This window comes from Micromonospora sp. NPDC047670 (assembly GCF_043204915.1).
Classification (GTDB): domain Bacteria; phylum Actinomycetota; class Actinomycetes; order Mycobacteriales; family Micromonosporaceae; genus Micromonospora.
Genome location: NZ_JBIDDA010000012.1, coordinates 56,931 through 79,872 on the forward strand (window position 1 = coordinate 56,931; position 22,942 = coordinate 79,872).

The window sequence follows — 22,942 nt, forward strand, 5'->3', positions numbered from 1 at the left end:
AGCGGACGACACCCCCGGAGGTCTGCCATGGCACCCCGTCCCACTCCCGCCGACAAGTTCTCCTTCGGCCTCTGGACGGTGGGCTGGCAGGCCCGCGACCCGTTCGGCGACGCCACCCGGCCCGCGCTCGACCCGGTCGAGGCGGTGCACCGGCTCGCCGGCCTCGGGGCGTACGGGATCACCTTCCACGACGACGACCTGGTGCCCTTCGGCGCGGACGCCGCCACCCGCGACCAGCACGTCGCCCGGTTCCGCAAGGCGCTCGACGAGACCGGCCTGGTGGTGCCCATGGTGACCACGAACCTGTTCGCCCACCCGGTGTTCAAGGACGGCGGCTTCACCAGCAACGACCGCGACGTCCGGCGCTACGCGCTGCGCAAGGTGCTGCGCAACGTCGACCTCGCCGCGGAGCTGGGCGCCCGCACCTTCGTGATGTGGGGTGGCCGCGAGGGCGCCGAGTACGACCTCGCCAAGGACGTCCGCGCCGCGCTGGACCGCTACCGGGAGGCGGTCGACCTGCTCTGCCAGTACGTCCTCGACCGCGGCTACGACCTGCGCTTCGCGCTGGAGCCCAAGCCGAACGAGCCGCGGGGCGACATCCTGCTGCCCACCGTCGGGCACGCGCTCGCCTTCATCTCCACCCTCGCCCACCCGGACCTGGTCGGCCTCAACCCCGAGGTGGGGCACGAGCAGATGGCCGGGCTGAACTTCGCCCACGGCATCGCCCAGGCACTCTGGCAGGGCAAGCTGTTCCACATCGACCTCAACGGCCAGCGCGGCGTCAAGTACGACCAGGACCTGGTCTTCGGCCACGGCGACCTGCTCAACGCGTTCGCCCTGGTCGACCTGCTGGAGCACGGCGGTCCCGGCGGCGGGCCCGCCTACGACGGCCCCCGGCACTTCGACTACAAGCCGTCGCGCACCGAGGACATGACCGGCGTCTGGGCGTCGGCGGAGGCGAACATGCGCACCTATCTCCTGCTCAGGGAGCGGGCGGCGGCCTTCCGGGCGGACCCGGAGGTGGCCGAGGCGCTGGCCGCCGCGAAGGTCGCCGAGCTGAGCACCCCGACGCTGGCGCCCGGGGAGGGCTACGCCGAACTGCTCGCCGACCGCTCCGCCTTCGAGGAGCTGGACGTCGACGCGGTCGCCGCCCGGGGCTTCGGCTTCGTCCGGCTCAACCAGCTCGCCGTCGAGCACCTGCTCGGCGCGCGCTGAAGGCAGCCGGAGATGCCGCTCGTCGCGGGGTTCGACTCCTCGACCCAGTCCTGCAAGGTGGTCGTCCGGGACGCGGAGACCGGCGCCCTGCTCCGGCAGGGCCGGGCGCCGCACCCGGACGGCACCGAGGTCGACCCGTCGGCGTGGTGGTCCGCGCTGGCCGCGGCGGTCGACGACGCCGGCGGGCTGACCGACGTGGCGGCGGTCTCCGTCGCCGGCCAGCAGCACGGCATGGTCTGCCTCGACGAGGCGGGCGCCGTCGTCCGGCCCGCGCTGCTGTGGAACGACACCCGCTCCGCCGGGGCCGCCGCCGAGCTGGTCGAGGAGGCCGGCGGCGGGGCGGCCGGCCGCCGGTTCTGGGCGGACGCGGTCGGCAGCGTGCCGGTGGCCAGCTTCACCGTCACGAAGCTGCGCTGGCTGGCCCGGCACGAGCCGGAGCGCGCCGCCCGGGTGGCGGCCGTCTGCCTGCCGCACGACTGGCTGACCTGGCGGCTGGCCGGCGCGCCCGGCCTGGCCGCGCTGCACACCGACCGGGGCGACGCCAGCGGCACCGGCTACTGGTCCCCGGCCACCGGCGACTACCGGCTCGACCTGCTGGAGCGGGCCTTCGGCCGACGTCCGCACGTGCCGGCCGTGCTCGGCCCGGCGGACCCGGCCGGCGCGGTGCGCCCCGACGCCCTCCCCGCCGGCCGGCTGCCCGACGGGGGCCTGCTCGGCCCCGGCAGCGGGGACAACGCCGCCGCCGCGCTCGGCGTCGGCGCGGGGCCGGGCGACGTGGTGGTCTCGATCGGCACCTCCGGCACCGTCTTCAGCGTCGCCGACGCCCCCGCCGCCGACCCGACCGGCACGGTCGCCGGCTTCGCCGACGCCACCGGCCGTTTCCTGCCGCTGGTCTGCACGCTGAACGCCGCCCGGGTGCTCGACGCCGCCGCGGCGCTGCTCCGGGTCGACCTGGCCGAGCTGGCCGCGCTGGCGCTCTCCGCCCCCGCCGGCGCGGACGGGCTCGTCGTGGTGCCCTACCTGGAGGGCGAGCGGACCCCCGACCGGCCGCTGGCGACCGGCGCCGTGCACGGGCTCACCCTGCGCACCTCGACCCCGGCCCACCTGGCCCGCGCCGCCGTCGAGGGACTGCTCTGCGCCCTCGCCGACGGGCTCGACGCGCTCACCGCCCAGGGCGCCACGGTGCGCCGGGTGATCCTGGTCGGCGGGGGAGCCCGCTCGGCGGCGGTGCGCCGGATCGCGCCCGAGGTCCTCGGGGTGCCGGTGGTCGTCCCGCCGCCGGGTGAGTACGTCGCCGACGGCGCCGCCCGCCAGGCGGCCTGGGTCGCCCTCGGCGGCGCGGCGCCCCCCACCTGGTCGGTCCGGGGCACCGAGGAGTACGCCGCCGCGCCCGTTCCCGCCGTCCGCGAGCGGTACGCCGCCGCCCGCGACCGCTTCCTCGACCGGCTCGACCGCGCCCCGGCCGGCGAGGGGTAAACGACTGTACGGGCGGACCCCGGCTGGCGATCATCGACGGATGCGAACCACCCCCGCAGCGGACGAGCCGCCCGGAACCGTCGGGACCGGCATCCCCTCGATGCTCCAGTACGACGACGCGGACACCCCCTGCGACGTCATCGACGCGCTGGTCCTGGCGGACTTCGTCACCGGCCGGCACCCCTGGTCGCACACGGTCCGGCTCTCCCGGGTGCGCCCCGACGCGCCGCTGACCGCCCCTGACGGGCGGCTGGTGCGGACGGCCGTGGAGAACCGGCAACGGTCCCGCCTGCTGGCCGGCGACGGCTGGACGGCCCGGGTGGTCACCTGGAAGGGGCGGGGCGCCGAGGTGACGGTCACGGCGGTGACCGAGGAGGTCGGCCGGGCGGCCCTCGACCGGATCGTCGACGGCGCCGCCGAGCCGGAGGATCCGGGCGCCGGCCGGATCGGCTTCTGGCACCAGAATCCGCGCCGCGGCAGCCAGCGGGACGTGCGGTCCATCGCCGCGCCGGAGTGGGCGCAGATCCGGCCCAACTACGCCGCCGGGGCGCGCACCGCGCTCGACGCGCTGATGGCCACCACCCCGGCGCACCTCGCCGGCCGGTTGGTGCTCCTGCACGGCGCGCCCGGCACGGGAAAGACCACGGCGCTGCGCGCCCTCGCCCGCGAGTGGCGCGACTGGTGCCAGGTCGACGCCGTGCTCGACCCGGACGTGCTCTTCGCGGACCCGGCGTACCTGTCCGAGGTGGCGGTCGGGGACGAGGACGGCGAGCAGGGGACGCGCCGGTGGCGGCTGCTCATCCTGGAGGACTGCGACGAGCTGATCCGGGGCGAGGCGAAGCAGGCCGCCGGCCAGGCGCTGTCCCGACTGCTCAACCTGACCGACGGGCTGCTGGGGCAGGGGCGCGACGTGCTGGTCGCGATCACCACGAACGAGGACCTGTCCCGGCTGCACCCGGCGGTGGTCCGCCCGGGGCGCTGCCTGGCCCGGATCGAGGTGGGCCCGCTGTCGTACGAGGAGGCGACCGGCTGGCTGGGCACGTCGGCGGGGGTGCCGCCCCGGGGCGCCACGCTCGCCGAGCTGTACGCGCTGCGGGCGGGCGCGCCCGCCACGCCCACGGCCACGCCCGCGATCGGCGGCTACCTCTGAGCCGCCCGGCGCGCCCGCGCGCCTTCACCCGCTCGTGACCTGACCCTGGTTGGCTGCCGCACATGACGTTGATCAGGGGCGGGCCGGCGCGGGCGTGGGGCGGGTCGGCCGCGCACCGGTTCTACAGCGTCGTGGTCTTCGTGCTGCTCGCCTCGCTGGACAACGTGGCGATCGGCCTGGTGCCCCCGCTGTACGGGCCGATCGCCGACGCCTTCGACGTGCCGCGGCGGCTGCTCGGCCTGGTCACCGCCGTGAGCTTCCTGGCCAGCGCGGTGGCCGCGGTGGGCTGGGCGTACGTCGGCGACCGCGCGAACCGCAAGCCGCTGCTGATGGTCGGCACCCTGATCTGGGCGCTCGGCACCGGCGGCAGCGCGGTCGCGGCGAACTACCCCGCCTTCCTGGCCGCGCAGCTCGTGGCGGCGGTCGGGCTGGGCGCGGTCGGGTCGGTCGGGTTCTCGGTCGTCACCGACCTGATCTCGCCCCGCCGTCGCGGGCTGGTGATGAGCTTCTGGGGGCTGTCCCAGGGCGTCGGCACGCTGGCCGGCACGCTGGTCGGCGGGCTGCTCGGGGCGGCCGACTGGCGGCGGCCGTTCCTGGCGCTGACCGTGGTCGGCCTGGTGGCGACCGCCGCGTACCTGCTCACCTACGACATCCGGCGCGGCCAGAGCGAACCGGAGCTGGCCGACGCGCTCGCCACCGGCGCCGAGTACGACTACCGGATCAGCCGGGCGGACCTGCCGAGGATCCTCGGCCGGCGGACGAACCGGTGGCTGATCCTGCAGGGGCTGACCGCCCAGGCGGCCTTCGGGTCGCTGGTCTGGCTGCCGGTGCTCTTCGCCGAGCGGGCTGAGGACCAGGGCTACTCCGCCGCCACCGCGGTGGTCGTGGGCAGTGTCTTCGCGACCCTGTTCCAGCTCGGCGGGGTGCTCTCCATCGTCGGCGGGCTGGTCGGCGACGCCCTGCAACGCCGTACGCCCCGGGGCCGGGCGATGGTCGCGGCGGTCGGCATCCTCGCGGCGCTGCCGTTCTACCTGGTGCTCTTCTTCGTGCCGGTACGCATCGACGTGCCCGACGGCGCCGGGGCGGGGACGGTGGTCCAGGCGGTGCTGGCCAGCGTGGTCACCGAGCCGACGGTCGGGCTGAGCCTGCTCACCGCCGTGGTGGCGCTGGCGCTGACGTCGGCGAACTCGCCGAACTGGTTCGCCCTGATCGCCGACGTCAACCCGCCCGAGCACCGGGGCACCGTCTACAGCCTCGGCAACCTGGTCAACGGCGTGGGCCGGGCGGCCGGCAACGGGCTGGTCGGGGTCGCCTTCCACGGGCTGCGGGCGGCCTTCCCGCCGCCGCTGAACTACGCCGTCGGGCTGGCCGCCTTCCAGCTCTTCTTCATCCCCACCGGGATCATGTACTGGCTGGCCTCGCGGACCTCGCCGAAGGACATCGCCGACGTCCACGACCTTCTGCACGAACGCGCCGGGCGGGCGGTGCGTGAGGGGCCCCCCGTCGACGCGTAGCGCCGGCGGGGAGCCCCTCGCACCCGTCAGCCCGTCCGGACCCAGACCGTCACGTCGGTGGGCACGGCGCCGTTCTCGTCCAGCGGGGCGCTGGCGTGCACCAGCTCGCCGCCGGCGGGCAGCGGCACGGCCGCGGCGCCGAAGTTGGTCAGCACCGTCAGCCCGCCGTTGCGGAACGAGAGCACCTCGTCCCCGGTGGCGAGCCACTGCAGCGTGCCCGCGCCGAGGCCGTGCTCGCGGCGCAGCCGCAGCGCCGTCCGGTACAGCTCGTACGTCGAGCCGGGCACGTCCCGCTGGCGGTCCAGGGCGCGCTCCGCCCAGACCGGCGGCTGCGGCAGCCAGCTCGCGTCGGTCGGCCCGAAGCCGTACGACGGGGCGTCGGCCTCCCACGGGATCGGCACGCGGCAGCCGTCCCGGCCCCGCTCGGTGTGGCCGCTGCGCGCCCAGGTCGGGTCCTGCCGGGCCTCGTCGGGCATCGTGGTGTGCTCCGGCAGGCCCAGCTCCTCGCCCTGGTAGAGGTAGGCCGAGCCGGGCAGCGCGAGCATCAGCAGGGTGGCCGCCCGGGCCCGGCGCAGGCCGAGCGCGGCGTCCGGCTGCGGGTCGCCGATGCCGATGCCGTTGGGCCGCTTGCCGCCCACGGGCAGGCCCAGGCGGGAGGCGTGCCGGACCACGTCGTGGTTGGACAGCACCCAGGTGGTCGGGGCGCCGACCGCGTCGGTGGCCTCCAGCGAGCGGGTGATCACCGCGTACTGGGCGGGCGCGGTCCACGAGGCCAGCAGGTACTCGAAGTTGAACGCCTGGTGCATCTCGTCGGGGCGCACGTACCGGGCCAGCCGCTCGGCCGGCTCGACCCACGCCTCGGCGACCAGGATCCGCTGGCCCGGGTAGCCGTCCAGCAGCCGGCGCCACTCCCGGTAGATGTCGTGTACGCCGTCCTGGTCCCACATCGGCGGGCGGGGCTTGTCGACCTCCCGGCCGGAGAGGATCTCCTGCGGCTCCTGCCAGTCGGCCAGGTCGGCCTGCTTGATCAGGCCGTGCGCCACGTCGACCCGGAAGCCGTCCACCCCCCGGTCCAGCCAGAACCGCAGCACGTCCAGGAACTCCGCGCGGACCTCGGCGTTGTCCCAGTTGAGGTCGGGCTGGCCGGTGTCGAACAGGTGCAGGTACCACTGGCCGGGGCGGCCGTCGGCCTCGGTGATGCGGGTCCACGCCGGCCCGCCGAAGACGCTCTGCCAGTCGTTCGGCGGCTGGGCGCCGTCCGGCCCCCGGCCGTCCCGGAAGACGTACCGGTCGCGCTCCGGGCTGCCCGGGGCGGCGGCGAGCGCCGCGGTGAACCACTTGTGCGCCGACGAGGTGTGGTTGGGCACCAGGTCGACGATCACCCGCAGGCCGCGCGCGTGCGCCTCGGCGATCAGCCGGTCCGCGTCGGCGAGGCTGCCGAAGAGCGGGTCGACGTCGCGGTAGTCGGCCACGTCGTACCCGGCGTCGGCCTGGGGCGACGGGTAGAACGGTGACAGCCAGACCGCGTCGACGCCCAGCTCGACGAGGTGGTCGAGGCGGGCGGTGATGCCGGGCAGGTCGCCGATCCCGTCGCCGTCCGAGTCGGCGAAGGATCGCGGGTAGATCTGGTAGATGACGGCCCTGGTCCACCAACCGGTGGCCGGGTCGGTGGGCGTGTCCTGGTGGGTCGCGTTGCTGTTCAGGGCCTTCTCCCGTGTGTCGAGCGGTGCAGTCGGGTGCTGGTGCCGGAAACGTCCGCGGTCCCCGTCAGTGTGCCCGGGGCGGCGCGGTCGATTCACGCACGATCAGGTGAGTGGGCAGGATCACGGGCGTCTCGGGCGTGTCGCCGTCGCGCGCGGCCGGCTGGCGCCGGCCGGGTCCCGCGCCGCCGGCGGTGGGGTCGACGCCGTGGTGGGCGGTGGCGGCGGGCGCCTCCAGCCGCCGGCCGACGAGCGGGTCGAGGAGCATCTGCGCGGCGAGCCGGCCCTGTTCCGCCGCGGGCTGGGCGATCGTGCTCAGCCCGACGACGCGGGCCAGGTCGTGGTCGTCGACGCCGATCACGCTGACGTCCTGCGGCACCCGCAGGCCGGCGTCGCGCAGTGCCGTCATCGCCCCCATCGCCATCTCGTCGCAGGCCGCGAAGATCGCCGTCGGGGGCTCGCCGCGCCGGAGCAGCTCCTCGGCGGCCCGCGTGCCGCCGTCGATGGTGAACTGCGACTCGACGTCCAGGGCCGGGTCCGGGTCGAGGCCGGCCTCGCGCAGCGCGTCCCGCCAGCCCTGTCGCCGGTCGAGGTGGGTGGTGAAGGCCAGCTCGTCGTCGGGGTCGCCGGAGATGTGCGCGATCCGGCGGTGGCCCAGGTCGAGCAGGTGCCGGGTGGCGGTCCGGGCGGCGTCCACGTCGTCGATGCGTACGCAGGGCCAGCCCGGGACCACCGTGCCGGAGCTGACGGTCACCCCGGACAGCTCCAGCTTCGCCAGCGCGGTCAGGTCGGCGGGTCGCAGCGGCGTGGCGACCAGCATGATCGCGTCCACCCGCTTGTGCAGGTTGGCGGTGTGCAGCACCCGCTGGCGGGTCTGCTCCCGCCCGCCGAGGTTGTGCAGCAGCAGGTCGTAGCCCGACTGGTGGACGAACTCCTCGACGGCCTCCACGACGGTGGCGAAGAACCACCGGGTGATCCGGGGGACCACGACCGCGATCGTGCCGGTCCGTCCGCCGGCCAGCCGCGAGGCGCTCGGCGAGACGGCGTACTCCAGTTGCTCGGCCGCCGCGAGCACCCGCCGCCGGGTCGCGGCCGAGACCGTCGGGAGCCCGCGCAGCGCCCGCGAGACGGTGGCCGTGGAGACGCCGGCCAGGCGAGCCACATCATCGATCCTCGTCACGGTGGTACCCCCGCTTCGCGCCGGCTCCGCCGCCGCCGGGTCACCGGCGGCGGCGGAGCGGCGTCAGCCCTTGACGCTGCCGGCGAGCAGACCCCGCACGAAGTAGCGCTGCAGGGACAGGAAGACGATCAGCGGTACGACGATCGAGACGAACGCGCCGGCCGTGAGCCGCTGCCACTCGTTGCCCCGGGTGCCGGCCATCTCGGCCAGCCGGACGGTGAGCGGTGCGGTCTCGTTGCCGCCACCGGCGAAGATCAGCGCCACCAGCAGGTCGTTCCAGACCCAGAGGAACTGGAAGATGCCGAACGCGGCCAGCGCCGGGGTGATCAGCGGCAGCACGATGGTGCGGAAGATCTTCGGGTGGGTGGCCCCGTCGACCCGGGCGGCCTCCATCAGGTCCCCCGGGAGCTGCGAGATGAAGTTGTGCAGCAGGAAGACGGCGAACGGCAGCGCGAAGCAGGTGTGCGCGAACCACACCTGCGCGAACTTCTGTTCGTCGACCAGGTCCCAGGCCGGCATGACGGTGACCCCGCCGATGGTGACCCCGGTGGAGAAGAACTTCAGCAGCGGCACCAGGGCCATCTGCAGCGGCACGATCTGCAGCGCGAAGATCGCGATGTACATCCAGTCCCGCCCCCGGAAGTTGATCCAGGCCAGCGCGTACGCGGCCAGGGCCGCGAAGGCGAGCGGGAAGAGCACCGACGGGATGGTGATCGCCAGCGAGTTGATGAAGTAGCTGGCGAGCTGCCCGGACGACGAGGAGCGCCCGAACAACACCTCCTGGTAGTTCTCGAAGGTGAACTGCGGGTCGGTGAAGAAGGTCCACCACCCGCTGCTCTTGATCTGGTCCTCCGGCCGGAACGACGAGATGAACAGGCCGAAGGTCGGAACGGTCCAGAGCACCGCGATGACGATCGACACGAGGGTCGCGGTACGGCTGTTCAGCCGCTTGCGCACCCGGGCGGCGGTGGTGGACTTGCGGCCGTCGGTCTTCTGCGTGCCGGCGGCGACGGTGGGCGTTGCGGTGGTCATCTCAGCCCTTCCGCTGCTCTCGGAGGTTGCGGATCTGGTAGATCACGATCGGCACCACCAGGATGAACAGGACGACCGCCAGCGCCGAGCCCTGCCCGTTCTGGCCGTACCGGAACGCCTGGTTGTACATCTCGTTGGCGATCACGCTGGTTTCGTAGTTGCCGTTGGTGGCCGTCCGCACGATGTCGAAGACCTTGAGGGTGGCGATCGACAGCGTCACCACGACCACGATCAGCGCCGGCCGGATGCTCGGCATGGTGATCTGCCAGAACATCTGCCACGGGCTCACCCCGTCGAGACGGGCCGCCTCCACGATGTCGCCGGGGATGGCCTTGATGGCGGCGGAGAGCACCACCATCGCGAAGCCGGCCTGGATCCATACCATGATCACGATCAGCAGGAACGTGTTCAGCGGCGACTCGAGCAGCCACTGCTTCGGTTCGCCGCCGAGGCTGACCACGATCTGGTTGAGCAGGCCGATCTGCTCCTGCCCGTCACCCCGGTACGCGTAGACGAACTTCCAGATGATGCTGGCGCCGACGAAGGAGATCGCCATCGGCAGGAAGATCAGCGACTTGGCGACCGCCTCGAAGCGGGCCTTGTCCACCAGCACCGCGTAGATCAGGCCGAACGAGGTGGCCACCAACGGGACCAGGAGCACCCAGATCAGCGTGTTGACCAGGACCCGGACGATCGAGTCCTCGGAGAACATCCAACCGTAGTTGCGCAGCCCCACCCAGTCGTTGCTGCCCGCGTCCATGAACGAGAGCATCGTCGTGCGGATGGCCGGGACCACCAGCCCGATGGTGAGCAGCAGCAGCGTCGGCAGCAGGAAGAAGAGCGCGAAGACGCCCTCCCGCGGCTTGCGCCGGCGGGGGAGCGGGGCGCCGCTCGCGGAGGCGGCGACGAGCTGCGCCTCCCGGCGGCGGGCGAACCAGGCCGGCACCACGTCGAGGAGCAGGAGCAGACCGCCCACCACCGCGACGAAAGCGATCAGCCCGTACATCAGCATGAGGAACTTCGGCTGTTCCTCCGCGAAGTCGAACTCCATCGACCCTCCCAGGTCTGGATCTGCCGGGGGGCCGGCCCGCACGCGGACCGGCCCCCCGGTTCAGATCACTTCCAGCTGCTCTCGATGCCGCCGAGCACCGTCGCGGTGTCCTTGCCGTTGATCCAGTCGACCATGCCCTTCCAGAACGTCCCCGCGCCGACGGTGGCCGGCATCAGGTCGGAACCGTCGAAGCGGAAGACCGTGCTCTTGTCCTGGAGGATCTGGACGGAGAGCTTGTCGATCGGGTTGGCGACGTTGGCCAGGTCGAGCTTGTTGTTCGCCGACACCCAGTCGCCGATCTTGGCGCGGCTGTTGGCGTACTCGCCGGAGGCCAGGTAGGTCTGCACCGCCTGGACCTCGGGACGGTCGGCGAAGGCCGCGACGAACTCGCCGCCGCCCAGCACCGGCTTGCCCTTGGTCGCGTCGATGGCCGGGAAGTAGAAGGCGAAGACGTCGCCGTCCTCGGCCACCTTGGTGCCCTGCGGCCACTGGTTCGCGTAGAAGGACGCCTGCCGGTGCAGGGCGCACTTGCCGGTGGTGATCGGCACGCCGGCCTCCTGGAAGGAGGTGGTGGCGATGCTCTTCACGCCGCCGAAGCCGGCGTTGACGTACTTCTCGTTCTTGAGGATGGTGCCGGCCTTGTCGACGGCCTCGACGACCTTCGGGTCGTTGAACTTGATGCCGTGGGTGGTCCACTGGTCGTAGACCTCGGGGGTCTGCGTGCGCAGCATCAGGTCTTCGATCCAGTCGGTGGCCGGCCAGCCGGTGGCGTCACCGGACTCGATGCCGACGCACCACGGCTTGGTGCCGCTCGCCGCGATCTTGTCGCTCAGGGAGATCAGCTCGTCCCAGGTGGTCGGGACGGTCCAGCCCTTCTCCTTGAAGGTCTTCGGCGAGTACCACACGAACGACTTCACGTTCGAGCCGAGCGGGGCGCCGTAGAACTGACCGTTGACGGTGCTGTACTTCAGCCAGTCGGCCGGGTAGTTCTCCTCGGCCGTCTTCTTCGTCTCGGCGCCGGCCGGCTTGAGCTTGCCCGAGTCGGCGAAGCGCTTGAGCAGGCCGGGCTGCGGGATGAACGCGAGGTCGGGGGCGTTGCCGCCGTCGACGCGGACACCGAGCTGGGCCTCGAACTCGCCGCTGCCCTCGTGGTCGATCTCGATGCCGGTGCAGTTCTCGAACTGCTTCCAGGACTCCTCCAGCCGGTCGGCCTCGATGTCCCGGATCGACGAGTAGATCGTGACCTTCTTGCCGTCGTTGTCGCCGTACTTCTCGTATGCGGCGCACTCCGCGGAGCCCGCGGTGTCACTCTTCTTGTCGTCGCCGGTGCCGCAAGCGGTGGCGCTGAGCGCCAGCCCCAGTACGCCGGCGATCGCGAGAGCCTGGCGTGATCTGGCAAACGCCATGCCGTTCTCCTTCCTTGCCGGCGCATGGGGGATGTCGAACCCGCGCCGGTCCGATGGGCGTCTCCACATGTAAGCGCTTGCATCCGGCCCGGTCCACCCCTGACCGGACACGACCGAGTAACAATCCGGAAACCCTGTCGTTGCCGCGTGGGCGCGCTCCCATTAGGGGTGCCGGCATCTTTTCAGGGGTGGCGATTTCTGTCACGCTGGGGGTAGTCATAGAAAGATTTCAACATGGGAGGTTATGGATGCGTAAGCGATGGCTCGGTCTGCTGGCGACGGGTCTGCTGGCGGTGGGCGTGCTGCTCCCGGCGGCCCCGGCGATGGCCGCTCCGACGTTCAAGGTGCCGTTCCCCTGCGGGCAGTCCTGGTCCGGCCAGACGCGCACCGGCCACAGCCCGGCGTACGCGGTGGACTTCAACCGCACCGACGACCTCGGCGACCCGGTGGTGGCCAGCGCGCCGGGCACCGTGGACCGGGTCACTGACCTGGGCGGGACCAGCTACGGCAAGTACGTCCGGATCAACCACGGCAACGGGTACAGCACCTACTACGCCCACCTCAACGGCTTCAACGTCTCCGTGGGCCAGACCGTCGGATACGGCAAGGTGATCGGCTGGGTCGGCAGCACCGGCGGCTCCACCGGCCCGCACCTGCACTACGAGCAGCGGCTCAACGGCAGCGACATCCAGGTCCGCTTCAACGGCGCGCTCGCCCTGTACTGGGGGACGAAGACGTACACCAGTGACAACGGCTGCGGCAGCGCCGGTGCCGGCTCCGGCACGGTCGACACCAGCGGGACCCCGCTGACCGTGCGCTCCGGCCCCGGCACCGGCTACGCGGCGGTCGGCACCGTCGCGGACGGCACCCGGGTGACCATCCAGTGCCAGACCAGCGGCACCACCGTCACCGGCACCTACGGCACCAGCTCGATCTGGGACCGGATCGGCAGCGGCCGCTTCATCGCCGACGCCTACGTATACACCGGCCACGACGGCTACATCCCCAACGTGCCCCGCTGCTGAGCGCGCGCTGGGGCCCCGGCACACGCTGGGGCCCCGGCACCGCGCCGGGGCCCCGGCACCGTCGGAGCGGTCGTTCGGCGGGCGGGCGCGGGACGCGCAAACGGAACGCTGTCGAGCTGATGTCGTAGACGATTCGGCACCCGACGATGCCGGGCATGCGGCGGTGCGGGCATGGCGGCGGTGCGGGCATGCGGCGGTGCGGGCATGCGGCGGTGCGGGCATGCGGCGATGCCGGGCATCGGACCTGGGCACCCGACGATGCGGGCATCCGATCATTCAAGCGACCGGCCTGATGTCGCAAACGACTCAGCTCGACAGCGTCGTGCCGGCCCTACCCACCGCCACCGGAACCGAGAAGACACCGCCTTCTGCCAACGGACCGGCTCACCGGCCACCACGGCTCGGCCGGCGCGGTCTCCGGTCTCCGGTCGCTGGTCTCCGGTCTCTGGTCGCTGGTCTCCGGTCTCTGGTCTCCGGTCGCCGGTCTCCGCGGGGTCAGCTGTTGAGGCGCCAGATGGCGAAGTTCAGCGCGGCGGCGAACGTGACCCACGCCCAGTAGGGCAGCATCAGCAGCGTCGCCGGGCGGGACACCTCCCAGAAGAGGAAGACCGTCACCCCGATCGCCACCCACATCGTCAGGATCTCGGCGAACGCCAGGCCGTACCGGCCGGCGCCGAAGAAGAGCGGCGTCCAGACCGCGTTGAGCACCAGCTGCGCGATCCAGGCCCAGAGGGCCGGACCGAAGCCGACCCGCCGCCAGACCAGCCAGCCGGCCACCGCGATCATTGCGTAGAGCGCCGTCCAGACCGGCCCGAAGAGCCAGGACGGCGGGGCCCAGGAGGGCTGTTCGAGGCTCGCGTACTCGGCCGAGGTGCCGCGTACGCCGAGGCCGCCGATCGCCGCTGCGGCCAAGACCGCCGCCCCGAAGCCGAGCAGGGCCCACCACCGCGGTGCGCCGGCCGTCCGCCGCTCGCGCCGAGATGTCTCCATGGTCGAGATGTCTCCGTTCGGGCGCCCGCTAAACCTCATCGGCGTCCGGACAGCACGGCGCCGGGGTCGTCGCGTCCGGATCCTCCTGTCGGGAGGACGGAGTTTCCGGTCGCGACGACCCCGGCGGGTCCCGGTCGGCGGCGTCTAGCCGCCACGTCAACTGAAGATGCTCACACCACCCGGCCCGACCAGCAGGCCCACCACGATGAGGACGACGCCCCACAGGATCTGCCGGCGGAACAGCGCGAGAATGCCGGCGACCACGAGTACGACTGCGAGAATCCAGAGAATCAGCTCCATGGTTGCTGAGTACCCGAGCCGCCGACGCGGGAAACCTCCGGTTGATCGAGGCCGTCGCCCAGGTGGAAGATGCTGTACGCCTGCTTGATCACGGGGTGGGCGACGTTGCGGACGCGTACCCCGCCGGGTGTGGTGCCCCGCTCGGTGCCGGCGTGCGCGTGCCCGTGCAGCGCCAGCGCGGTCGGCGCCGAGTCGATCGCCTGACCGAGCTGGTACGACCCCAGGAAGGGGTAGATCTCCAGCGGCTCGCCGGCGAGTGTGTCCGGCACCGGAGAGTAGTGGGTGAGCGCCACCAGCACGTCGCAGTCCAGCCCTCGCAGCGCCGCGCCCAGCGCGTCCGCGCTCTGGGTGGTGGTCCGGACGAACGCCTTCATCTCCGGCTCCCCGAAGTCGCTGGCGCAGCGCCCGGCGAACCCGCCGCCGAACCCCTTGACGCCGGCGACGCCCAGCCGTCCGCCGGCGCACTCCAGCACGACGCCGTCGCCCTCCAGGACCCTGATCCCGGCGTCCTCGAGCACCTTGACCACCTGCGGCACCTGGTCGCACTGGTGGTCGTGGTTGCCGAGCACGGTCACCACCGGCACGCCCAGCCCGCCGAACTCGGTGGCCACGCACCGGGCCTCCGACTCGGTCCCGTGCCGGGTCAGGTCCCCGGCGAGGAGCAGCACGTCGGCGTGCTCGGGCAGCTCCTCCAGCGCCGGCCGGAACCGGCCGACCACGTCCTCGTCCAGATGCACGTCACCCACGGCGGCGATCCGGATCACCATGGAACCTCCTCAGGGCAGTTGCTCGATCTCCGTGGGCGCCTGCGCGCGGATCACCCCGATGTCGCTGGTGATCGGCACGTCCGGGAAGCGGTCGGCCACCCGCCGCAGGATCTCCTCCCGCCGGTGCGGGCTCTCCACCTCGCCGTAGAGCACGAGGCCGCGTTCCCGGCGGACCACGGTGATGCCCTGCTCGGCCACGTCCGGGTCCTCGGTGAGCAGCCGGTGGATCTCCGCCTCGACGTACTCGTCGGGCGGCCCCGTGGCGACGTCGCGGTGCTCGGTCACGGTTTCCCCTCTTCCTCCGGGGTGCCGGAGTGCGGCACCACTTCCAGCCGGTCCAGCAGCACCAGGAACGCCTCGGCGTACGGCGAGTGCTGCGTCTCCTTGCGTACCCGTTCCCAGTCGATCTGCTCCCGCAGCGAGCGGGCCAGGGGCAGGCCCCGGGCGAAGTCGCAGTAGTGCTGCGAGAAGCTGAGCAGCTTGTGCACCATCAACTGGGTGGCCGAGAGCACCGGCATGTGGATCGCGTCGACCGGCCGTACGACCGTGTCGGCGAACGTCTCCTCGGTCACCGGCGTCTCGATGGGCCGGTGGATGAGGTCGACCATCCGCCCGTCGTCGAAGACCTTGACCAGCCAGTCCTCGGGCGGGCGCTCGGCCGTGAACCCCGCCGCGACCAGGGCCTCCAGGGCGCGCTCCACGTCGACCTCCCGGATGAGGAAGTCGACGTCGTGCTCGCTGGAGTGGCCGCCGTGGGCGTACACGGCGAAGCTGCCGCCGAGCGCGAAGGGAATCTCTTCCTGCTTGAGCACGGCGGCGACCTTCTTCAGCGTGTGCACCAGGCTCTCGTCCCCGCGCTCGGCCATTGGCATCTCCCGTCGTCTGACTGGTGGGCGGCTGATCCAACTCCGGTACCCGGCATCGTGGCGGGCCACACCTGGCACGCGACGCGGGTGGGGTCAACCGGGAGGAGCCGGCACAAAACTCCGGGGACGCGAGCGTGGGTCGGATAGCCTGGGCAAGGTGTCCAGATCACCGGAGGCACGGCGCGGCAGGGCCCGATTGCGCGCCGTCGCCCTGATCGGCATCGACGGCTCGGGCAAGACCACTCAGGCGCACCGGCTCGCCGACGCGCTCACCGCGGCGGGCCACCCCGCCACCTACCACCGCAACGCCGGCGGGCGGCGCTGGCTCGGCCGCGTCGCGCACCGCCTCGGCCGCCCGGACGCCCAGCGCCTCCTGGGGCGCAGCGGTCTGCTGGCCGTGGAGTCCGTGCTGCGCTGGCTCGCCATCGCCGCCGCGCTGCTCGGTCGCCTGGCGACGGGCCGGATCGCGGTCATGGACCGCTACTCCGCCTGCCAGTACGCGAGCATCCGGGCGCACGGGGGCCGGCGCTGGGAGCGGCTCGCCCGGGTGGGCTACCGGCTCTTCCCGCGGCCGCAGGTGACCTTCCTGCTGGCCGTCGATCCTGCCGAGGCGTACCGCCGGATCGAGCAGCGCGGCACCGACCACGAGAGTATGGAGTACCTGACCGCCGCCGACGCCGCGTACCGGTCCCTCCCGGAATACCCGACCTTCGTCGTGGTCGACGCCGGGCGTCCGCCGGAGGAGGTGTCCCGGCAGATCAGGTCCCACCTGGCCGGTTGGCTCGCCGCCGCCGACCGGCGCGACGACCGGTCCCGCGTCGTGGCCGCCCCCGGGGTGGTGGCCGCACCGGGCGTGGAGCCGGTCACGGCCGTCCGGCTGACCGCCTGACGGGCCCGGCGCGTCAGGCGCGGCCGTAGACCGGGATGCTCGCGCCGCTGGTCGGCGCCGACTCGTCCGAGGCGAGGAAGCGGACCACCGGCGCGACGTCGGCCGGCGTGACCCAGCGCGAGTGGTCGGCGGTGGGCTGGGCCGCGCGGTTCGCCGGGGTGTCGATGACGCTCGGCAGCACCGTGTTGCAGCGCACCCTGGCCGCCCGGTACTCCACCGCCACCGCGTTGGCGAAGGCGAGCACCGCCGCCTTGGCGGTCACGTAGCCCGCGGCGCCGGGGAAGGGGGCGACGGCCGCGCGGGAGGACACGCAGACCACCGCGCCGCCGCCGGCCGCGACCAGTCGCGGCAGCGCCGCCCGGGTGACCAGCCAGGTGGGCCGCAGGTTGAGCGTCAGCATCCGGTCGAACTCCTCGACCGGGGTCTCGTGCACCAGCCCGCCGCCGGCGTACCCGCCGACGAGGTTGACCACCGCCCGCAGCGGCGCCGACGGGTCCTCGGCGGCCGCTGCGACCGCCCGCTCCGCGCCGGCCGGGTCGGTGAGGTCCGCGACCAGCCGGACCGGTCCGCCCGCTGCCGTCTCCATCGAGGGCGATCTTTCCCGCCCGGGTACGACCACCCGCCAGCCCGCGTCGAGGAAGGCGGCGGTGACCGCCCCGCCCAGCCCGCCTGTTCCTCCGGTGACCAGCACACTCCGATCCGCCATGCGCCATACGCTAGTTGCCCGGGCGGCAGGGCCCGGCCGGGGTGGCGGGGCGTCGCGGAAGGCGGGAAGCTGGCATGGTCTGTGCGGGGCGCTGGCCGGCGCCGGCGACCGTCCGGCACGGCTGAGCCGCCCTCCCGGGGGAGGTGACCGCACGGGGGAGTGGCACGCTGGGCAGATCCGGGATCCGGCGGGCGGTGTTTTATCCAACACGTGGAGTCATGGTTGACGCTCACGCCTCATGAAAGTAAGTTTCATCCGTGGCGAAGAGTCCGAAGATTTCTGCGAGTCACGAGCCGGGTGGACTGATCGTCCACATCAGCGGCCTGCTCCCGTCGTTGTCGCCGGCCGAGCAGCGGGTCGCCCGGCTGGTCGTCGCCGACCCGGCCGACGCCGCGCGTCGGACAATCACCGACCTCGCCACCGCCGCCGAGACATCCGAGGCGACCGTCATCCGGTTCTGCCGGTCGGTCGGCATGGACGGCTACCCGCAACTGCGGATCCGGCTCGCCGCCGAGGCCGCCCGTCGGGTCGAGCCACCGGACGCCCGGGTCGTCGGCGGCGACATCCCGCCCGGCGCCGACCTCGCCCAGATCATCGCGACCATCGCCTTCAACGACGCGCGCGCCGTCGAGGAGACGGCCGAGCAGCTCGATCCGGCGATCTGCGAGCAGGTCGTCGAGGCCATCGCGGGCGCCGGACGGATCGACGTCTACGGCGCCGGCGCGAGCGGCTTCGTCGCCTCGGACTTCCAGCAGAAGCTGCACCGCATCGGCCGCACCGCCTTCTACTTCCCGGACGTGCACACAGCGCTGACGTCGGCCGCGCTGCTCGGTCGGGGTGACGTCGCGGTCGGCATCTCGCACACCGGCACGACGTCGGACGTCATCGAGGTGCTGGAGCAGGCCCGGGCCCGGGGCGCGGCCACGGTGGCGCTGACCAACTTCCCCCGCTCGCCGATCACGGAGGTGGCCGACTTCGTGCTCACCACGGCGGCCCGCGAGACCACCTACCGTTCCGGCGCGATGGCGAGCCGGCTGGCCCAGCTCACCGTGGTCGACTGCCTATTCGTCGGGGTGGCCGCGCGCAACCGGTCGCGGGCCAGGAAGGCACTCGAGGCGACCGCCGAGGCGGTCCAGTCGCACCGGGTCGGCTCGGGACGGAGGCGGGCATGACGACCGGCGCGGTGGAACCCCACGACGTGACGGCTGCGGTGTCGGCCCGGCCGGTGATCCGGGTCGGCGCCCCGACGGAGCGGCGCAACCCGCACAGCGTCGACCTCGACCTGATGTCGACCCGGGACGTCCTCGAGGTGATCAACGAGGCGGACCGGCGGGTCCCCGGCGCGGTCGCGGACGTCCTGGACGAGATCGCCGCGACGGTGGACCTGGCGGTGGCCGCGCTGCGTGCCGGTCACCGGGTGCACTACTTCGGGGCCGGCACGTCCGGCCGGCTCGGCGTGCTCGACGCCGCCGAGCTCGCGCCCACCTTCAACTCCCCCCGGCACTGGTTCTGCGCGCACATCGCCGGCGGACCGGAGGCCATGTGGCGGGCCGTCGAGGACGCGGAGGACGACGACCGGGGCGGCGCGGCCGAGGCCGCCGAGTGTGTACGGGCCGGCGACCTCGTGGTCGGGCTCGCCGCGAGCGGGCGCACGCCGTACGTCCTGGGGGCGCTCGCCGCGTCCCGGGCCAAGGGGGCCTCGACGGTGCTGCTCTGCGCCAACCCGGAGGCGGAGGCCGCCGGGTCGGTGGACGTCTTCATCGGGGTGGACACGGGGCCCGAGGTCGTCACCGGGTCGACCCGGATGAAGGCGGGCACCGCGCAGAAGCTGGTACTCAACACGTTCTCGACGGCCGTGATGGTCCGACTGGGTCGGGTCTACTCGAACCTCATGATCGACATGGTGGCCACGAACGCGAAGCTCCGGGGCCGGATGATCTCGATCCTGATGGAGGCCACCGGCTGCTCGGAGGAGATCTGCCGACGAGCCCTCGCCGAGGCCGACGGCGACATGAAGGCCGCGCTCGTCTCGCTCGTCTCCGGGGCGGAGGTGTCGGCCGCGCGGGCCGCCCTCGCCCGCTCCGCCGACCAGGTCCGCGGCGCCCTGGCCCTCCTGGCCTCCTGACCCCGGCGCCCGCCCCCACCCGCCGGCCTCACCCCACGTCCCCGGTCCGTCACCCGGCTCACCCGGCACCCCGTCGTTCGCCGTCTGCTGCGGGCCCCGTCACGTGCCGGGCATAGATCCGGGGCGCGGATTGTTCACCTGGGCGTGGGGTATTACCACGGGCGTGGATGAACCGACCGGTCCACCGGCGCGTATCCGGCAGTGACCGAGATCGCAGCGCGGCGGTGAGCCGGGTCGCTGTGTCACCGGGGCGGGCGGTGTTGCCATAAACCGGGGGACGGCGACGCGTCGATCCGCCGACCGTTCGTGGTGCCCACCGGAGAGCAGCCACACGGGGTGCTGACAGCAAACATGGACCGTGCTCTCAGCGGATTATCAGGCATTCGTGACACTTTCGACTCACGACATGGAATCCCCAACGCGTCTCATCTGTTGTGTAGGTCAGCACCGGGCGGGCACAGCGGAAGTTACGGGGGAGGGCTGATGGACGTGGGGATGGCAAGGAACCGGGCAACCGGCGCGAGCGAGGGGACCGTGGGCAACGTGGACAAGAACATCGGCATGCGAACCGACGAGGTTGCCGAGGAGCGCGACCTGGTCGGCGTCTACCTTCACGAGATCTCCCGGACGCCACTGCTGGACGCCGCCAAGGAGGTCGATCTCTCCAAGGCCATCGAGGCCGGCCTCTACGCCGAGCACCTGCTCGGCGAGGACCGCGTCCCCGCCGGTGTCGACCGGGAGGACCTGGAGCGGCTGGTCGCCGAGGGTGAGCGGGCCAAGGACCTGTTCATCCGGGCCAACCTGCGGCTGGTCGTCTCGATCGCCCGCCGCTACGTGCGGTCGGGCATGCCCATGCTGGACCTGATCCAGGAGGGCAACACCGGCCTGGTGCGGGCCGTCGAGAAGTTCGACTACGAGCGCGGCTACAAGTTCTCCACCTACGCGACGTGGTGGATCCGCCAGGCCATCAGCCGGGCGATCGCCCAGCAGGAGCGCACCGTGCGCCTGCCGGTGCACCTGGTCGAGGACGTCAACCGGATGCGCAACGTGGCCCGGCAGCTCACCCGCGAGCTGGGCAGTGACCCGGAGCCGGAGCAGATCGCGGCGGCCCTCGGGGTCACCGTCGAGCGGGTCAACGAGCTGGTCCGCTGGTCGCAGGACACCGTCTCGCTGGACACCCCGGTCGGCGACGACGGCGACACCAACCTCGGCGACCTGGTCGCCGACAGCGACGCCCCGTCGCCGGAGGAGATCGTCCTCACCGGCCTGGAGCGGCAGCGGATCGAGGGCCTGCTCAACCACCTCGACGACCGGTCGGCCGGCATCATGCGGGCCCGCTACGGGCTGGAGGACGGCCGTGAGCACTCCCTCACCGAGGTGGCCTCGCGGTTCTCGCTCTCCCGGGAGCGGATCCGACAGCTGGAGATCCAGGCGCTCGGCCGGCTCCGCGAGCTGGCCCGGGCCGAGGGGCTGCAGGCAGCCTGAGCCGGTAGGAAAAACGGCGAACGGCCGGCGTCCGATAGGGGGACGCCGGCCGTTCGCCGTGTCCGGGTGCGGTCAGCGCACCCGCCCGTAGCCCTGGATGGGCATCAGGTTCATGCCCCGCTTGAGCACGTTGCGCCCGGCGCTCGGCGCATCGATGACCTGGCCGCCGCCGACGTAGAGGCCGACGTGCCCGAGGCCGCTGTAGAAGACGAGGTCGCCGGGGCGAAGCTCGGCCCGGCTGATGTGCGCGACCGCACCCCACTGCATCCGGGTGTTGTGCGGCAGCGACTTGCCGGCCGCTCGCCACGCCGCCGAGGTCAGGCCCGAGCAGTCGTAGCCGTTCGGACCGTCGGCGCCCCAGACGTACGGCTTGCCGAGCGCGCCGTAGGCGTACCGGACGGCGACGCCGGCCCGGCCGGAGATCGCGGGCGCGTCGTCCGCGCTGTCGGGTCGGGCGGCGGGCTTCTCGGTGGCCCGGCCGTACGCCTGGCGGCGCAGCTCGTAGAGCTCGGCCAGGTCGCCCTCGATCCGCTTCTTCGCGGCGTTCAGCTCGCGGGCCTGGGCGGCCTGCCGGCTCAACGTGACGTCCAGCCGGGTCTTCTCGTCGAGCAGCCGGCGCTGGTTGCCGGTGAAGTTCGCGATCTTCTCCTGGCGCTGCCGGGTGAGCTGGTCGAGCATGCCGAGGCGGTCCAGCAGGTTCTCCGACCCGCCGGGGCGCAGCAGCGCGTCGACGGTGGTGAGGTTGCTGCCGGTCTTGTACGCGGTCACGGCCAACTGGCCGACGTCCGCCCGGCTCCGCTCGGTCTCCTCCTCCAGCGGACCGATCCGGTCCTGGACCCGGGCCACGGCGGCCTTGTTCGTCTTGATCTCCTCCCGGAGCTTGTTGTACGCCTCGACGACGTGCTCCAGCTCGGTGGAGGACTTCTCGATCCGCCGGGTCAGCTCGGCGGGGGACGGTTCGGCCCGGACCGGCACCGCGGGCGCGACCAACATGGCCGACACCGCGGCGACCAACAGGGCGCGCAGCGTGTTCCTGAGGGACGACAAGAGCGGAAGGCTCCTCTCCCATCGGTCGCCGCGGGGCTGCTGACGCCCCCGGCGACACCGGGCCGGTGCTGTCCGGGTGGACGGCGGTCGACCGGCCGGCCCGCACAACGTAACCCGTGGCGGGAGTGACCCGCAGTTGAAGCAGGGGCGAATGTTGGCAAAGTGGCGGGAAGTGTCGATCAAGGCGGTGACCGTGTGTGCCGTCGCCGTCGCAACCCCCGCTGATTGTCGTCGTTCAGGCGTTCCGCGGCTTTCGTCGTTCTCGACGCATGCCGGCGGAGGGCGGTCCGCCATGACCGACAAGACGGACATGGCGGGCTGTACCCGGCGACGGCGCCGCCCGGCCGGCCGAGGAGGGGACGCAAACCGGCGTATCGGCTGGCACGTGCGCCACACAATGAGGCGCGGAGCCGGGAATCCCGTCGATCGGCAGTGATGCGAGCCGCCGGCGGGAGCCGATCCCGGCACACCAGCCGCGGGAGGTGCAGCCGTGAATCCTCAGAGCACCACGACACGACAGACGCGGTCACCGGGGGCGACCGCCGGGAAGAACACGCTGCTCTACGCCCGCCCCGGGATCATCGTGACGGTCGACCGGTTCACGGTCGGACGCAACAGTTGGCCGGTGCGGGAGCTGACCCACCTGGAGACCACCCGCGGGCCGCACGACCGGGTCGCCGTCCGCGCCGTCGTGGTCACCGGCGCGATGCTCGGCGGCGTCGGGCTGCTGCTCGGCTTCACCGGCGGGCTGCAACGGCTCACCGCCGGCGCGTACCTCATCCTGGGCGTCGTGTTCCTGCTGCCGGTGCTGGTCGCCGTCGTGGGGGACCGGTGGCGACCGCCGGCGTACGAGCTGTGGGGCCGGCGGCGGGGCGAGCAGGTGCTCCTGTTCAGCAGCGACGACGAACGGCAGTTCGGCCAGGTCACCCGGGCCCTGCGCCGGGCCCGGGAGATGAACCGGTACGGCGGCTGGACGGACCCGCTCGCCTCGGCCGACCCGTGGCGGCCGAACCGGTAG

At 72.8% G+C, this 22,942-nt stretch carries 22 protein-coding genes; 10 read left to right on the forward strand and 12 right to left on the reverse strand.

Going from position 1 to position 22,942, the window contains the following annotated elements:
* Positions 1-27: 27 nt before the first annotated feature.
* The 4 genes from xylA to ACGF7U_RS24640 all read left to right on the forward strand — a co-directional run bounded on the left by xylA (position 28) and on the right by ACGF7U_RS24640 (position 5,355).
* Positions 28-1,215 (forward strand): xylose isomerase, encoded by a 1,188-nt coding sequence (gene xylA / locus ACGF7U_RS24625; RefSeq protein ID WP_393110378.1) that lies wholly within the window; start codon positions 28-30, stop codon positions 1,213-1,215.
* Between the two features lie 12 nt (positions 1,216-1,227).
* The gene (gene xylB, locus ACGF7U_RS24630; RefSeq protein WP_393110380.1) at positions 1,228-2,691 is read left to right on the forward strand and encodes a xylulokinase; all 1,464 of its coding nucleotides are present in this window, start codon (positions 1,228-1,230) and stop codon (positions 2,689-2,691) included.
* A gap of 40 nt (positions 2,692-2,731) precedes the next feature.
* The gene (locus tag ACGF7U_RS24635; RefSeq protein WP_393110382.1) at positions 2,732-3,841 is read left to right on the forward strand and encodes a DUF5925 domain-containing protein; all 1,110 of its coding nucleotides are present in this window, start codon (positions 2,732-2,734) and stop codon (positions 3,839-3,841) included.
* Between the two features lie 62 nt (positions 3,842-3,903).
* Positions 3,904-5,355, forward strand: coding sequence for an MFS transporter (locus ACGF7U_RS24640; RefSeq protein WP_393110384.1), 1,452 nt, complete (start codon positions 3,904-3,906; stop codon positions 5,353-5,355).
* Between the two features lie 26 nt (positions 5,356-5,381).
* Here the strand turns inward: ACGF7U_RS24640 and ACGF7U_RS24645 are convergent, their stop codons facing one another.
* From ACGF7U_RS24645 to ACGF7U_RS24665, 5 genes are all read right to left on the reverse strand, one after another.
* Positions 5,382-7,058: an alpha-amylase family glycosyl hydrolase gene (locus ACGF7U_RS24645; protein WP_393110597.1), complete on the reverse strand. Its 1,677-nt coding sequence runs from the start codon at positions 7,056-7,058 to the stop codon at positions 5,382-5,384.
* Between the two features lie 64 nt (positions 7,059-7,122).
* Positions 7,123-8,235, reverse strand: coding sequence for a LacI family DNA-binding transcriptional regulator (locus tag ACGF7U_RS24650; RefSeq protein WP_393110386.1), 1,113 nt, complete (start codon positions 8,233-8,235; stop codon positions 7,123-7,125).
* Positions 8,236-8,298: 63 nt separating this feature from the next.
* The gene (locus ACGF7U_RS24655) at positions 8,299-9,267 is read right to left on the reverse strand and encodes a carbohydrate ABC transporter permease (RefSeq protein WP_393110388.1); all 969 of its coding nucleotides are present in this window, start codon (positions 9,265-9,267) and stop codon (positions 8,299-8,301) included.
* Position 9,268: 1 nt separating this feature from the next.
* Positions 9,269-10,318, reverse strand: a complete 1,050-nt coding sequence (locus tag ACGF7U_RS24660; RefSeq protein ID WP_393110390.1) for a carbohydrate ABC transporter permease — start codon at positions 10,316-10,318, stop codon at positions 9,269-9,271.
* Between the two features lie 65 nt (positions 10,319-10,383).
* Positions 10,384-11,724 (reverse strand): ABC transporter substrate-binding protein, encoded by a 1,341-nt coding sequence (locus tag ACGF7U_RS24665; protein ID WP_393110392.1) that lies wholly within the window; start codon positions 11,722-11,724, stop codon positions 10,384-10,386.
* A 248-nt stretch (positions 11,725-11,972) separates the two neighbouring features.
* Between ACGF7U_RS24665 and ACGF7U_RS24670 the strand changes: the two genes are divergently transcribed.
* On the forward strand, positions 11,973-12,749 hold the full coding sequence (locus ACGF7U_RS24670; RefSeq protein WP_393110394.1) for a peptidoglycan DD-metalloendopeptidase family protein: 777 nt from the start codon (positions 11,973-11,975) through the stop codon (positions 12,747-12,749).
* 495 nt (positions 12,750-13,244) lie between these two features.
* On the opposite strand, the gene ACGF7U_RS24675 is transcribed toward ACGF7U_RS24670, so the two are convergent.
* The 5 genes from ACGF7U_RS24675 to ACGF7U_RS24695 form a co-directional block, all read right to left on the reverse strand.
* Positions 13,245-13,739 (reverse strand): TspO/MBR family protein, encoded by a 495-nt coding sequence (locus ACGF7U_RS24675; protein ID WP_393110396.1) that lies wholly within the window; start codon positions 13,737-13,739, stop codon positions 13,245-13,247.
* Between the two features lie 156 nt (positions 13,740-13,895).
* Entirely contained in the window at positions 13,896-14,039 is a 144-nt protein-coding gene (locus tag ACGF7U_RS24680) for a GPGG-motif small membrane protein (protein WP_167179460.1), read from the reverse strand.
* Positions 14,030-14,806 carry a metallophosphoesterase gene (locus tag ACGF7U_RS24685; protein ID WP_393110397.1) on the reverse strand — a complete coding sequence of 259 codons (777 nt, stop codon included), beginning with the start codon at positions 14,804-14,806 and terminating at the stop codon, positions 14,030-14,032. The genes ACGF7U_RS24680 and ACGF7U_RS24685 overlap by 10 nt, the downstream gene beginning before the upstream one ends.
* A gap of 9 nt (positions 14,807-14,815) precedes the next feature.
* On the reverse strand, positions 14,816-15,091 hold the full coding sequence (locus ACGF7U_RS24690) for a hypothetical protein (protein ID WP_393110399.1): 276 nt from the start codon (positions 15,089-15,091) through the stop codon (positions 14,816-14,818).
* Positions 15,088-15,672 (reverse strand): nucleotidyltransferase, encoded by a 585-nt coding sequence (locus ACGF7U_RS24695; protein ID WP_393110401.1) that lies wholly within the window; start codon positions 15,670-15,672, stop codon positions 15,088-15,090. Before ACGF7U_RS24695 ends, ACGF7U_RS24690 begins: the two co-directional genes overlap by 4 nt.
* 157 nt (positions 15,673-15,829) lie before the next feature.
* Here ACGF7U_RS24695 and ACGF7U_RS24700 point away from each other — a divergent pair, with 157 nt between their 5' ends.
* Positions 15,830-16,561 carry a dTMP kinase gene (locus tag ACGF7U_RS24700; protein ID WP_393110403.1) on the forward strand — a complete coding sequence of 244 codons (732 nt, stop codon included), beginning with the start codon at positions 15,830-15,832 and terminating at the stop codon, positions 16,559-16,561.
* A 13-nt stretch (positions 16,562-16,574) separates the two neighbouring features.
* Here the strand turns inward: ACGF7U_RS24700 and ACGF7U_RS24705 are convergent, their stop codons facing one another.
* The gene (locus ACGF7U_RS24705) at positions 16,575-17,267 is read right to left on the reverse strand and encodes an SDR family NAD(P)-dependent oxidoreductase (RefSeq protein ID WP_393110405.1); all 693 of its coding nucleotides are present in this window, start codon (positions 17,265-17,267) and stop codon (positions 16,575-16,577) included.
* Between the two features lie 257 nt (positions 17,268-17,524).
* Here ACGF7U_RS24705 and ACGF7U_RS24710 point away from each other — a divergent pair, with 257 nt between their 5' ends.
* The 3 genes from ACGF7U_RS24710 to ACGF7U_RS24720 all read left to right on the forward strand — a co-directional run bounded on the left by ACGF7U_RS24710 (position 17,525) and on the right by ACGF7U_RS24720 (position 20,877).
* Positions 17,525-18,439: a MurR/RpiR family transcriptional regulator gene (locus ACGF7U_RS24710; RefSeq protein WP_091103696.1), complete on the forward strand. Its 915-nt coding sequence runs from the start codon at positions 17,525-17,527 to the stop codon at positions 18,437-18,439.
* A complete protein-coding gene (gene murQ / locus ACGF7U_RS24715; protein ID WP_393110406.1) occupies positions 18,436-19,392 on the forward strand; it encodes an N-acetylmuramic acid 6-phosphate etherase in 957 nt (318 codons plus the stop codon). The genes ACGF7U_RS24710 and murQ overlap by 4 nt, the downstream gene beginning before the upstream one ends.
* 495 nt (positions 19,393-19,887) lie before the next feature.
* The gene (locus ACGF7U_RS24720) at positions 19,888-20,877 is read left to right on the forward strand and encodes an RNA polymerase sigma factor RpoD/SigA (protein ID WP_176737563.1); all 990 of its coding nucleotides are present in this window, start codon (positions 19,888-19,890) and stop codon (positions 20,875-20,877) included.
* A gap of 72 nt (positions 20,878-20,949) precedes the next feature.
* Here ACGF7U_RS24720 and ACGF7U_RS24725 read toward each other — a convergent pair whose 3' ends face one another.
* Complete coding sequence (locus tag ACGF7U_RS24725; RefSeq protein ID WP_393110408.1) at positions 20,950-21,924, reverse strand: NlpC/P60 family protein; 975 nt, start codon at positions 21,922-21,924, stop codon at positions 20,950-20,952.
* 490 nt (positions 21,925-22,414) lie between these two features.
* Here ACGF7U_RS24725 and ACGF7U_RS24730 point away from each other — a divergent pair, with 490 nt between their 5' ends.
* On the forward strand, positions 22,415-22,942 hold the full coding sequence (locus tag ACGF7U_RS24730; RefSeq protein WP_393110410.1) for a DUF6232 family protein: 528 nt from the start codon (positions 22,415-22,417) through the stop codon (positions 22,940-22,942).

What these genes read in the sequence shown, in the direction of transcription:
- xylA (WP_393110378.1), top strand. Translation starts at nt 28, where the DNA reads ATGGCACCCCGTCCCACTCCCGCCGACAAGTTCTCCTTCGGCCTCTGG.
- xylB (WP_393110380.1), top strand. Translation starts at nt 1,228, where the DNA reads ATGCCGCTCGTCGCGGGGTTCGACTCCTCGACCCAGTCCTGCAAGGTG.
- ACGF7U_RS24635 (WP_393110382.1), top strand. Translation starts at nt 2,732, where the DNA reads ATGCGAACCACCCCCGCAGCGGACGAGCCGCCCGGAACCGTCGGGACC.
- ACGF7U_RS24640 (WP_393110384.1), top strand. Translation starts at nt 3,904, where the DNA reads ATGACGTTGATCAGGGGCGGGCCGGCGCGGGCGTGGGGCGGGTCGGCC.
- ACGF7U_RS24655 (WP_393110388.1), bottom strand. Translation starts at nt 9,267, where the DNA reads ATGACCACCGCAACGCCCACCGTCGCCGCCGGCACGCAGAAGACCGAC.
- ACGF7U_RS24660 (WP_393110390.1), bottom strand. Translation starts at nt 10,318, where the DNA reads ATGGAGTTCGACTTCGCGGAGGAACAGCCGAAGTTCCTCATGCTGATG.
- ACGF7U_RS24665 (WP_393110392.1), bottom strand. Translation starts at nt 11,724, where the DNA reads ATGGCGTTTGCCAGATCACGCCAGGCTCTCGCGATCGCCGGCGTACTG.
- ACGF7U_RS24670 (WP_393110394.1), top strand. Translation starts at nt 11,973, where the DNA reads ATGCGTAAGCGATGGCTCGGTCTGCTGGCGACGGGTCTGCTGGCGGTG.
- ACGF7U_RS24675 (WP_393110396.1), bottom strand. Translation starts at nt 13,739, where the DNA reads ATGGAGACATCTCGGCGCGAGCGGCGGACGGCCGGCGCACCGCGGTGG.
- ACGF7U_RS24680 (WP_167179460.1), bottom strand. Translation starts at nt 14,039, where the DNA reads ATGGAGCTGATTCTCTGGATTCTCGCAGTCGTACTCGTGGTCGCCGGC.
- ACGF7U_RS24685 (WP_393110397.1), bottom strand. Translation starts at nt 14,806, where the DNA reads ATGGTGATCCGGATCGCCGCCGTGGGTGACGTGCATCTGGACGAGGAC.
- ACGF7U_RS24695 (WP_393110401.1), bottom strand. Translation starts at nt 15,672, where the DNA reads ATGGCCGAGCGCGGGGACGAGAGCCTGGTGCACACGCTGAAGAAGGTC.
- ACGF7U_RS24705 (WP_393110405.1), bottom strand. Translation starts at nt 17,267, where the DNA reads ATGGCGGATCGGAGTGTGCTGGTCACCGGAGGAACAGGCGGGCTGGGC.
- murQ (WP_393110406.1), top strand. Translation starts at nt 18,436, where the DNA reads ATGACGACCGGCGCGGTGGAACCCCACGACGTGACGGCTGCGGTGTCG.
- ACGF7U_RS24720 (WP_176737563.1), top strand. Translation starts at nt 19,888, where the DNA reads ATGGCAAGGAACCGGGCAACCGGCGCGAGCGAGGGGACCGTGGGCAAC.